Origin of the sequence: Rathayibacter rubneri, from assembly GCF_023743255.1 — a bacterium.
In the GTDB taxonomy this organism is placed as follows: Bacteria; Actinomycetota; Actinomycetes; order Actinomycetales; family Microbacteriaceae; genus Rathayibacter; species Rathayibacter rubneri.
Window position 1 is genome coordinate 17251 of the sequence record NZ_JAMRYM010000050.1, and the last position, 10040, is coordinate 27290.

Consider the following 10040-nt stretch of genomic DNA (forward strand, 5'->3'; position numbering starts at 1 on the left):
GAAAGATCTTCTTGATCAGATGGTGCTGATGAGTCCGCTTCCACTGATGAGCGCTCTGATGTCAACCACAGGACACGGCGGGCACTCCTGCAGGAAGCTCGGAGAGGATCCACTCACCCTTCCGCCGCACCACTTCCCCCGAGGACGGCACCGGCCATGATCCTGCTCCGCACCCACTCCAACCGCTGGATCGCGCGCGCCCGCCGCGCAGGGGCCGTCGTCGGCGTGATCACGCTCGCAGTCGATCTGGCACGGCCCGTCTACCGGACGATCCGGCTGGATCCGAGCGGCGAGCGGCTCCTGCTGCGCGACACCGACACCCTGGAGGAGGCCTTCGCCGTGCTGCTCGCGGGGGTCGAGCGGGCGCGGATCGCCGCAGAGGCGGAGCTCGCCGGACCGGTCGCGCCCCTGACGGTGCGGGAGCTCGCGGAGGACGCGGCGACCGCGTCCGAGGAGGACGGGATCGCCGCTTGAGCCTCTGGCGCGGCGGCACGGCGACGTCGCCGACGCCGTCTCCCGGGTCGACATGCAGCTGCACATCGCCGCCTGCACGCGGGTGCCGCGGGTCCCTCAGCCGCCCCGGCGGATGCAGTGCGCGCCGGAAGGGCGTCTGGCAGGATCGAGCGATGGGGAGGAAGAAGATCGGGATCGCGTCCCTCACGGCGGTGCTCCTCCTCACCGGGTGCACCAGCAGCACACCGCCCGGGGACGGGCCGTCGGCGCGCCCTGCCGGGTCGACGACCGCGGAAGCGGCCGGACCGTCGGGGTCGCCCGCGTCCGATGCCTCCCCGCTCAGTGCGGATGCCTCCCCGCTCAGCGCGTTCGAGCAGCAGCTCCCCCTCCGGGGCGACTTCCTCAGCCAGCAGTCCGCGACGACCGGCTCGGTCCTGATCGAGCGCCGCGCGGACGGATCGACCTGGGCGGTCCTGTCCGGGTTCTCGACCGGTGACGCCTCCGACCTGAGGCTCTCCCTCGAGGAGGGGGCGCTCGAGCAGGACGGCTCGGGCGCCTGGGTCGATACCGCCGGCTACTCGTTCGAGATCGCCCCTCTGGATCCCGACCTGCCGGACCAGGAGATCGCGATACCCGGGGCTCGGACCATGCCGGCGATCGCGACCCTCACGGTGATGGACTACGGCGGCCCCGGCTACCCGTCTCTGGGATCCGTCGCGCTCACCGGGTAGTCGCGTCAGCCGCGCGGAAGGCCGGGATCACCCGCTCCGAGCCCATCAGACGCCCCTTCCTGCGGCAGGATCGCCTCATGGGCAGCAGCATCCACAGCGAGGTTCCGGACGGCCTTCGCAGGCGCGAACGCACGGCGAAGGTCATCGCCGTGACCCTCACCTGGCTGTCCGTCCTCCCCGCAGCGCTGCTGACGGCGGCCTTCTTCCTCGTGCAGGAGCCGCCCCTGCTCGATCCCGAGGACTTCCCGGACTGGACCGGCCCGAGCCTGCTCGACATCGCGCCGTGGCTCCTGCTGTTCCTCCTCCCGCCCCTCGTGACGGGCGCTGCGGGGCGATCGAGTGGAGGGTCCGAGGGGTGGCAGGAATTCCGGCACTCCGGCGGCGTGTGCCTTCTGGAGATGGCGCCGTTCATCCTGCTCTCCGCGGCCTCGGCGTGGGGATGAGTGCGGAGCCGCCGGTCGACGGAGCCGCTCTCGCCGGGAAGCGCCCGGTGACGGTCCGGAGCTAGCGCGTCGGCACGGAGCCGGTCGCGGTCCTGTCCGAGCCGGGTCCCTCCGGAGCCGCTCCCGCGCTCTCCTCGCGGAACATCCGCTCGGCCTCATCGCCTCCCACGGCCTCGCCGCGCGCGACCATGCCGGCCTGGTCCGACAGCGGGATCTGCTTCAGGAAGATCGCGAGCACGAGGGCCAGCAGGATGAACGGGATCAGGTACCAGAACACCGGCGCGAGCGAGTCGGCGTAGGCCGACACGACTCCGTCGCGCACCTCGTCGGGGAGGGTGCTCAGCGTCTGCGGGTCCAGGGTCGCCGCCGAGGCGCCCGCGGCCGCGTCGCCCGCTCCGGCGAAGACCGTCGTCAGCTTCTCGGTGAGCGAGTTGGTGAAGATCGTGCCGAAGATCGCGACTCCGAGCGCGGCGCCGACCTCGCGGAAGTAGTTGTTCGTGCTGGTCGCGGTGCCGATCTGCTCGGCGGGGACGGCGTTCTGCACGACCAGGACCACGACCTGCATGATCAGGCCGAGGCCCGCGCCGAAGACGAACAGGTAGACGCAGATCAGCGGGATCGGGGTGTCGGCGGCGAGCGTGGTCATGGCCGTCATCGCGATCGCGGTGAGGATCGTGCCCACGATCGGATACGCCTTGTACTTCCCGGTCTTCGTGATCGCGATGCCGGACAGGATCGACGTGCCCATCAGGCCCGCCATCATCGGCAGCATCAGCAGGCCCGACGCGGCCGCGGAGGTTCCGGACGCCATCTGCAGGAACGTGGGGATGAATCCGATCGCCGCGAACATGCCCAGGCCCAGGGTCAGGCCGATGGCCGTGGCGTTGAGGAAGATCGGGTTGCGGAAGAGGCTCAGCGGGATGATCGGGTCCTCGGCGCGCGACTCCACCCAGAGGAAGCCGGCGACCGAGAGGACGAGGCCGGCGCCGAAGAGCCAGGTCTCGGGGGCGGCCCAGCCGTGCTGCGCGTCGCCGCCGAGGTCGCTGAAGAAGATGAGGAACGTCGTCGCGGCCGAGAGCAGGACGACGCCCGGGATGTCGATCCTCTTCTGCGCCCTCCTGCTGGGCAGGGTCAGCGCGAACCACGCGATGGCGAAGGCGGCGATGCCGACCGGGATGTTGATGTAGAACGCCCACTGCCAGGTGAGGTGGTCGACGAACAGGCCGCCGAGCAGGGGTCCGGCGATGGCCGAGAGACCGAACACGGCGCCGATCGGGCCGAGGTACTTGCCGCGCTCGTTGGCCGGCACGATGTCGGCGATGATCGCCTGCGAGAGGATCATCAGCCCGCCGCCGCCGAGGCCCTGCAGCGCGCGGAACACCACGAAGCTCCAGAAGTCGCCCGCGAACGCGCAGCCGACCGAGGCGATCGTGAAGAGCGCGATGGCGATCAGGAAGAGGTTCCGCCGGCCGAGCACGTCGCCGAACTTGCCGTAGATCGGCATGACGATCGTGGTCGCGAGGAGGTAGGCGGTCGTGATCCAGGCCTGGTGCTCGACTCCGCCGAGCTGGCCCACGATGGTGGGCATCGCGGTCGAGACGATGGTCTGGTCGAGGCTCGAGAGCAGCATGCCGGCGATGAGCGCCGAGAAGATGATCCAGATCCTGCGCTGCGTCAGCAGGAGCGGCTTGGCGGTGGCGGTGGTCATCGGTCCTCTTCGGGAGTGGTGGGGGCGGGAGCGAACAGGGCGCGGGCCTCGGCGAGGCGGGAGCGGAGGATCTCGGGGAACGGGGCCGGGGACTCGGCGGTGAGCGCCTCCTCCACGGACAGGCGTGCGACGGTGCCGACGAGCTGCACGGCGAGTCGGAGTCGCGGATCGCCCGGCTCCAGGCCCTCGCGCTCGGCCGCCAGGCGCTCGAGCAGGCGATCGCGCTCGCTGCCGACCTTCAGCAGCGCGGCGAGCAGCTTCGGCTCGCGCTCGAGCAGGGCGACGAGCTCGTGCGCGCGCTCGGGGGTGAGTCCGATGGCCTCGAAGTGCTCGATCGCCAGGTCGGCGAGGGCCTCGGGCAGGTCGGCGGACACCCGTCCGGGCGCGCCGCCTCCGGCGAGGAAGCGCGCGACGGCCTCGCCCTCGAGCCCCTCCTCCGGGCGGCCGAGGACGGCCTGCTCCTTGGAGGGGAAGTGGTTGAAGAACGTGCGGCGAGAAAGGCCGACGTCCTCGCAGAGCCCGTCGATCGTGAACCCCTGGATGCCGTGCTCGACCGCGAGCTCGCGGGCGCGACGGGCGAGCTGCTCGCGCCGCTCCGCGACCTGGCGCGCTCTCGCGGTGGTCGTTGCACTCTCGAACATGGAGTGCATTATTGCACAACATGCATCTTCGATGGGCGTGCCGCGGGAACGACAGCGCGGACGGGCCCCTGCCGGAGCAGGGGTCCCGTCCGCGGAGGTCGGTGCGAGGGGGGTGCTACAGCGTCAGCGCGTGCTCCCCCGCGGTCAGCTCGCGATCCTCGGTGCCGGCCGCGCGGACGACCGCAGTCGCCCCCTCCGGGACCGTCACGGCGAGGGAGACCCCGTCGGCGGTGCGGTCCCAGCGCACCCGCGCGAGGCCGTGCGGCGTCTCGAGGGTCGACTCCGCCCACTGCAGCTCGTCGCCGGGCTGCGGGGCGACGAGGATGCGGGAGTAGCCGGGGTCGAGCGGGGCGAGTCCGCCGACGACGCGGTGCAGCCAGTCGGCGACGGCACCGAGCGCGTAGTGGTTGAAGCTCGTCATCTCGCCGGGGTTGATGGTGCCGTCGGGCAGCATCGAGTCCCAGCGCTCCCAGATCGTGGTCGCGCCCATGGTCACCGGGTAGAGCCACGACGGGCACTCGCGCTGCAGGAGCAGGCGGTACGCGGCGTCGACGTGACCCGTCGACGACAGCGCGTCGGTGATGAACGGGGTGCCCGCGAAGCCGGTCGAGATCGTGTAGCCGCTCTCGGCGACGAGCTCGGCGAGGCGGTCGCCCGCCCAGCCCAGCTCGTCCTCGTCGAGCAGGCCGAAGACGATCGCGAGGGAGTAGACCGTCGTGCAGTCGCTGAAGACGCGCTGGTCGGCGACGTACCGCGAGCGGAATCCGGCGCGCAGGCGCTCGGCCAGCTCGGTGAACTCGGCCTGCTCCTCGGTGCGGCCGAGGACGGCGGCGGAGTCGGCGACGATACGGGCCGTGCGGTACGCGCACGCCGTGGCGACGACTCCGGTGTCGGCCTTCGCGTCGGCGGGGGCGTCGGGCGCGGCGTCGGGGTCGAGCCAGTCGCCGAACTGGAAGCCGGTGTCCCAGACGCCCGACTCGGACAGCTTCGAGCGGACGCGGCGGGCGTGCGAGGCCATCGAGGGGAACGACTCCTCGAGCACGACCGGGTCGCCGTAGGCCTCCCAGACCGCCCACGGCACCCAGGCCGCGGCGTCGCTCCAGAGGGCCGTCGAGTCCATGGGCGGGAAGCTGGTCTCGGCCTCGCGGTACTTCAGCACGTCCGGCACGACGAACGGCACGGCGCCGTCGTGGTGGGTCTGCTCGAGGGCGAGGTCGCGCAGCCAGTCGCGGAGGAAGTCCTTCGCGTCGGCGAGGTACACGGCGGTCGGCGCGAACGCGGCGATGTCGCCGGTCCAGCCCAGGCGCTCGTCGCGCTGGGGGCAGTCGGTGGGCACGTCGAGGAAGTTGCCTACCATGCCGCGGTAGACGTTGTCGTGCAGCTGGTCGAGCAGCGGCTCGGAGCTGCGGAAGGTGCCGATGCGGCGCAGGTCGCTGCTCACGACGACCGCGGTCAGGGACCCCGGCTCGATGTCGCCGGGCCAGCCGTCGACCTCCGCGTAGCGGAAGCCGTGGAAGGTCAGCGTCGGCTCGAACACGTCGCGGCCGCCCGAGAGCGTGAAGCGATCGGTGGCCTCCGCCGCGCGCAGCGGGCGGACCCCGAGCTCGTCGTCCTCGAGGACCTCCGCGTGGCGCAGGGTGACGACGGATCCCTCCGGACCCTCCACCTCGACGCGGAGCCAGCCGACCAGGTTCTCGCCGAAGTCGACGAGCGTGCGGCCGGACGGGCTGGTCCAGATGCTCTGCGGGGCGACCTCGCGCAGGCGCCGCACGGGCGGGGCGGTGTAGGGCTCCAGCAGTCCCGGGTCGACGTCCACCTCGTGCACGGCGCTCCAGCCGGAGTCGTCGAAGCCGGCCTGCTTCCAGCCCTGCGGCTCGAGGCGGGCGTCGATGTCCTGGCCGTCGTAGAGGCTGTCGGCGGTGGTCGCTCCCGAGCCCGCCTTCCAACCGGTGCCGGTCGTGACGACCTGCTCGGCGCCGTCCTCGAAGCGGATCCGCAGCTCGGCGGCGCCCGCGATCTCGGGACCGTAGGGCGCGGCGCCCTCGCCCCAGGTGAGGCGTCCGCGGTACCAGCCGTCGCCGAGGGCGAGGGCGAGGGTCACGGAGTCGCCGGTCACCAGCGCCGTGACGTCGTGCTCGGAGTAGCGCAGGCGCCACTCGTAGCTGGTCCAGCCCGGGGTGAAGAGCTCGTCCGAGACGGGGGTGCCGTCGATCCACGCCTCGACGATGCCGAGCGCCGACAGGCGCAGGACCGCCTCGGTCACGGCTCCGTGGCCGGTCTCGAGCGGGGTCTCGCGACGGAGCAGGGGCGAGCCGGGGAGCTCGTCGTCGGGCGCCAGGAAGCGGGCGGTCCAGTCGGTCATCATCGTCCTTCTGCGTAGTGGAGTGCGGAAACGGTCGTGGAGGGATCGGAGCCGGCGAGCGGCGCGGAGGAGGAGCGGATGCGCAGCACCGGGTCCACCTCGAAGTGCACCGGGTCGGTGCGGCCGTCGAGCCGCCCGAGGAGCAGCTGCACGGCGCGCTCGCCGAGCTCCTCGCCGGACTGGTCGACGGTGGTCAGCGCGATGCCCGGGTGCCCGGCGACCTCGATGTCGTCGTAGCCGACGATCGAGAAGCGCTCGGCGCCCAGGCCCGCATCGGCCCGCGCCCAGAGCGCGTCGAGCGCGAGGGCGTCGTTGCCCGCGAAGAGCGCGGTGGGCCGCTCGGGCGAGCGGAGGACCTCGAGGGTGCGCGCGTAGGCGTCGTCCTGGCTGGGGCTGAGGTAGAGCACGTCGGTCTCGAGGCCGGCCTCGCGCATCCGCTGCTCGTACCGGGCGAGTCGGACGGCGTGCGGGGCGCCGGTCACACGCCGCACGATCTCCTCGCTCACGGTGAGGTGCGCGATGCGGCGGTGGCCCAGGGCGAGGAGGTGGTCCATCACCTGGTCCGTGCCCGCGACGTCGTCGTTGGTGACCGTGTCGTAGCCGACCGAGGCGTCGTGCCGGCCGAGCATGACGATCGGGGTGCGGACCGAGAGCTTCTCGAGCCACGACGGCTCCACCATCGGCGACACGGCGATCAGCCCGTCGACCTGGCGGTCGACGAGGGCCTCGATGGCCCGGAACCCCTCGCCCGAGTCGCTCTGGGCGGGCGCGACGATCAGCTGGTACCGGGTGCCGTCGAGGGCGGCGGCGGCTCCGGTGACGATGCGGTTGAAGAAGGAGTTGCCCAGGTGCGGCACTTCGACGCCGATGGTGAAGCTCGCGCCGCGCATGGCCCGGGCGGCGACGCTGGGCCGGTAGCCGAGCTCGTCGATCGCCGCTGCCACGCGCTCGCGCATCGCCGGGCTGACCCCGTAGGCGTTGCGGATCACCTTCGAGACGGCGGCGCGGGAGACCCCTGCGCGCAGAGCGACGTCCTGGATGGTGGCGGGTCCGCGGGTCGCGCCGTCGGTCGAGCTCATCGCGTTCCCCTCGCCTTCTCCGCCTCCGGTGGATCCCCGCCGGACGGCCTCGATGCGACGCCGCGAACGCCACTGTAACGCTTCGGTCGCGATGGTGTAGATCGGTCCACAAATTTTCGTAGATCGATTGACACGTTTCACGGAGCCGACGTATGTTCTCCCTGCATCGCCCGCCGACCGGCCTTCCGGACCGCAGCGGACGACCGCCCCGGGCACCCCCCGCAACGAAGAAGTTGTCTTTACATGGAGGTAAAGGATGTCGACCCGACAGAACCGGCGAGCAGTGCTCGCCCTCGGCGCAGGAGGAGCGGCCCTCGCTCTCGCGCTCACCGGCTGCAGCACCGGCGGCGGCGACTCCGCCGACGGATCCCAGCTCTCGATCCTCATCGACAACCAGGAGGCGACCGTCACGACGATGAACGCGCTCGTGGCCGCGTACCAGGAGGAGAACCCCGACGTCACGATCGACGTCGAGACCCGGCCGCAGGGCAGCGAGGGCGACAACGTCGTCAAGACGCGCCTCTCCACGGGCGAGATGAACGACCTGTTCTGGTACAACTCCGGCTCGCTGCTGAAGGCGATCAACCCGGACCAGAACCTCGTCGACCTCTCCGGCGAGGAGTGGGCGGGCAAGGTCGACGAGAACGCGGTCCGCGCACTGTCGGGCGACAACGGCCTCTACGGCGTGCCGCTCGGGCAGTCGATGGCGGGCGCGATGCTCTACAACAAGGACGTCTACAGCGAGCTGGGCCTCAGCGTCCCGACCTCGTGGGACGAGTTCGTCTCGAACGCGGAGGCGGTCAAGGCGGCCGGCACCGTCGCTCCGATCATCCAGACCTACGGCGACACCTGGACCTCGCAGCTGTTCCTGCTCGGCGACTTCGCCAACGTCCTCGCCGAGGACCCGGAGTGGGCCGAGTCGTACACGGCGAACGAGGCCAAGTACGTCGACGAGCCCGCCTTCGCCGGGTTCGAGCACCTCGAGCAGCTCAGCAAGGCCGGGCTGTTCAACGAGGACTTCGCGTCGGCGACCTACGACGACGGCGTCCGCATGATCGCCACGGGCGAGGGTGCGCACTACCCGATCCTGACCTTCGCCGCGCAGCCGCTGATGCTCAACTACCCCGACGACGCCGACAACGTCGGACTGTTCGCGATCCCCGGCGACGAGACCGACTCGCCGCTGACCGTGTGGCAGCCGTTCGGCGTCTACATCCCGAAGTCGACCGAGGGCGCGAAGCTCGACGCGGCCAAGGACTTCGCCGCCTGGCTGGCGACGCCGGAGAGCTGCGAGATCCAGAGCGAGACCACCGCTCCCCAGGGCCCGTACGTGATCGAGGGCTGCGCGCTCCCGGACGACGTGCCGCCGATGATCTCGGACATGCAGCCCTACTTCGACTCGGGCAACACGGGCCTGGCGCTCGAGTTCCTGTCGCCGATCAAGGGACCGGCGCTCGAGCAGATCACCGTCGCGGTGGGCTCGGGCATCACCCCGGCCGCCGAGGGTGCGAAGCAGTACGACGACGACGTGACCAAGCAGGCCAAGCAGCTGGGCCTCGAGGGCTGGTGACCGACGGGGCTCGCCCGAGCCCCTGATCCCGGGGGCGGCGCCAGAGCGCCGCCCCCTTCCTTCTTCCTCTCGCCCGATCGACGGAGATCCGATGACCGCACTCACGCAGGAGCGCCCTGCCCCCGCGCCCGCCCGCTCGCCCGGGAAGCCTCCCCGGCGCCGGGCGATGAAGAGCCCCTACCCCACCTGGTTCTACCTGCCCGCCGGCGTCTTCTACGTGGTCCTGTTCCTCGTGCCGACGGCGGCCTCCCTCTACTTCTCGCTCACGCGGTGGACGCTGTTCGACTCGACCTTCATCGGTCTGGAGAACTTCGTCGAGTTCTTCCAGGACCCGGCGCTGACCACGGGCTTCGTCAACACGTTCATCTACGCGGCGATCACCTCGGGCCTGAAGATCGTGCTCGGGATGCTGCTCGGCCTCCTGCTCAGCTCGCAGATCATCGGGCGCGGCTTCCTCCGCAGTGTCGTGTTCTTCCCCGTCCTCGTGTCGACGATCGGCATCGGCATCACCTTCAAGGTGCTGCTCGATCCCTTCGACGGCCTGATCAACCAGGGCCTCGCGACGATCGGCATCGCCGGCCCGGGCTGGCTGACCGACCCGCAGTGGGCGCTGCTCTCGGTCGCCCTGGTCGACGTCTGGAAGGGCGTCGGACTCGCGACCCTCATCTACATCGCGGGCATCGTCGCGATCCCGCAGGACTACTTCGAGGCCGCGCGCGTCGACGGCGCCGGCGCCTGGCACAACTTCCGCCACATCACGCTGCCGCTGCTGCGCCCCGCGACCGTGACCGTGATCCTCCTTTCCCTCATCGGCGGGCTGCGCTCGTTCGACCTCATCTGGGCGATGACGAAGGGCGGCCCCGGCTTCACGAGCGACGTGGTCGCCTCGGTCATCTACAAGCAGTACCAGGCGGGCTTCTACGGTCTCTCGACCGCCGGCAACGTGATCCTCTTCCTCGTCGTGGCAGCGCTGATCTTCCCGCTCTCGGCCTGGCTCAACCGGAAGGACAAGGAGCTGTGACCACCACCCCGCTCACCCCCGCCCCGCTCTCG

9 protein-coding genes are annotated in these 10040 nt (G+C 71.1%); 5 read left to right on the top strand and 4 right to left on the bottom strand.

Translation table 11 applies throughout. The features are described from left to right. The first annotated feature begins 156 nt into the window (after nt 1-156). From NB037_RS11945 to NB037_RS11955, 3 genes are all read left to right on the top strand, one after another. A complete protein-coding gene (locus NB037_RS11945) occupies nt 157-474 on the top strand; it encodes a hypothetical protein (protein WP_251946042.1) in 318 nt (105 codons plus the stop codon). Between the two features lie 152 nt (nt 475-626). Next, nucleotides 627-1184, top strand: coding sequence for a hypothetical protein (locus tag NB037_RS11950; protein ID WP_251946044.1), 558 nt, complete (start codon nt 627-629; stop codon nt 1182-1184). A 77-nt stretch (nt 1185-1261) separates the two neighbouring features. Then, complete coding sequence (locus tag NB037_RS11955; protein ID WP_251946045.1) at nt 1262-1627, top strand: hypothetical protein; 366 nt, start codon at nt 1262-1264, stop codon at nt 1625-1627. 61 nt (nt 1628-1688) lie between these two features. On the opposite strand, the gene NB037_RS11960 is transcribed toward NB037_RS11955, so the two are convergent. The 4 genes from NB037_RS11960 to NB037_RS11975 all read right to left on the bottom strand — a co-directional run bounded on the left by NB037_RS11960 (nt 1689) and on the right by NB037_RS11975 (nt 7417). After that, entirely contained in the window at nt 1689-3335 is a 1647-nt protein-coding gene (locus NB037_RS11960; protein ID WP_251946047.1) for an MDR family MFS transporter, read from the bottom strand. After that, nucleotides 3332-3976 (bottom strand): TetR/AcrR family transcriptional regulator, encoded by a 645-nt coding sequence (locus NB037_RS11965; protein WP_251946049.1) that lies wholly within the window; start codon nt 3974-3976, stop codon nt 3332-3334. The genes NB037_RS11960 and NB037_RS11965 overlap by 4 nt, the downstream gene beginning before the upstream one ends. 115 nt (nt 3977-4091) lie before the next feature. Next, entirely contained in the window at nt 4092-6338 is a 2247-nt protein-coding gene (locus tag NB037_RS11970; RefSeq protein WP_251946051.1) for a family 78 glycoside hydrolase catalytic domain, read from the bottom strand. Continuing rightward, entirely contained in the window at nt 6338-7417 is a 1080-nt protein-coding gene (locus NB037_RS11975) for a LacI family DNA-binding transcriptional regulator (RefSeq protein WP_251946053.1), read from the bottom strand. The genes NB037_RS11970 and NB037_RS11975 overlap by 1 nt, the downstream gene beginning before the upstream one ends. Nucleotides 7418-7673: 256 nt before the next feature. Here NB037_RS11975 and NB037_RS11980 point away from each other — a divergent pair, with 256 nt between their 5' ends. Further along, nucleotides 7674-8987 carry an ABC transporter substrate-binding protein gene (locus NB037_RS11980; protein ID WP_251946055.1) on the top strand — a complete coding sequence of 438 codons (1314 nt, stop codon included), beginning with the start codon at nt 7674-7676 and terminating at the stop codon, nt 8985-8987. A 91-nt stretch (nt 8988-9078) separates the two neighbouring features. Then, nucleotides 9079-10008 carry a carbohydrate ABC transporter permease gene (locus NB037_RS11985; protein ID WP_372490748.1) on the top strand — a complete coding sequence of 310 codons (930 nt, stop codon included), beginning with the start codon at nt 9079-9081 and terminating at the stop codon, nt 10006-10008. Nucleotides 10009-10040 lie beyond the last annotated feature (32 nt).

What these genes read in the sequence shown, in the direction of transcription:
- NB037_RS11945 (WP_251946042.1), top strand. Translation starts at nt 157, where the DNA reads ATGATCCTGCTCCGCACCCACTCCAACCGCTGGATCGCGCGCGCCCGC.
- NB037_RS11950 (WP_251946044.1), top strand. Translation starts at nt 627, where the DNA reads ATGGGGAGGAAGAAGATCGGGATCGCGTCCCTCACGGCGGTGCTCCTC.
- NB037_RS11955 (WP_251946045.1), top strand. Translation starts at nt 1,262, where the DNA reads ATGGGCAGCAGCATCCACAGCGAGGTTCCGGACGGCCTTCGCAGGCGC.
- NB037_RS11960 (WP_251946047.1), bottom strand. Translation starts at nt 3,335, where the DNA reads ATGACCACCGCCACCGCCAAGCCGCTCCTGCTGACGCAGCGCAGGATC.
- NB037_RS11965 (WP_251946049.1), bottom strand. Translation starts at nt 3,976, where the DNA reads ATGTTCGAGAGTGCAACGACCACCGCGAGAGCGCGCCAGGTCGCGGAG.
- NB037_RS11970 (WP_251946051.1), bottom strand. Translation starts at nt 6,338, where the DNA reads ATGACCGACTGGACCGCCCGCTTCCTGGCGCCCGACGACGAGCTCCCC.
- NB037_RS11975 (WP_251946053.1), bottom strand. Translation starts at nt 7,417, where the DNA reads ATGAGCTCGACCGACGGCGCGACCCGCGGACCCGCCACCATCCAGGAC.
- NB037_RS11980 (WP_251946055.1), top strand. Translation starts at nt 7,674, where the DNA reads ATGTCGACCCGACAGAACCGGCGAGCAGTGCTCGCCCTCGGCGCAGGA.
- NB037_RS11985 (WP_372490748.1), top strand. Translation starts at nt 9,079, where the DNA reads ATGACCGCACTCACGCAGGAGCGCCCTGCCCCCGCGCCCGCCCGCTCG.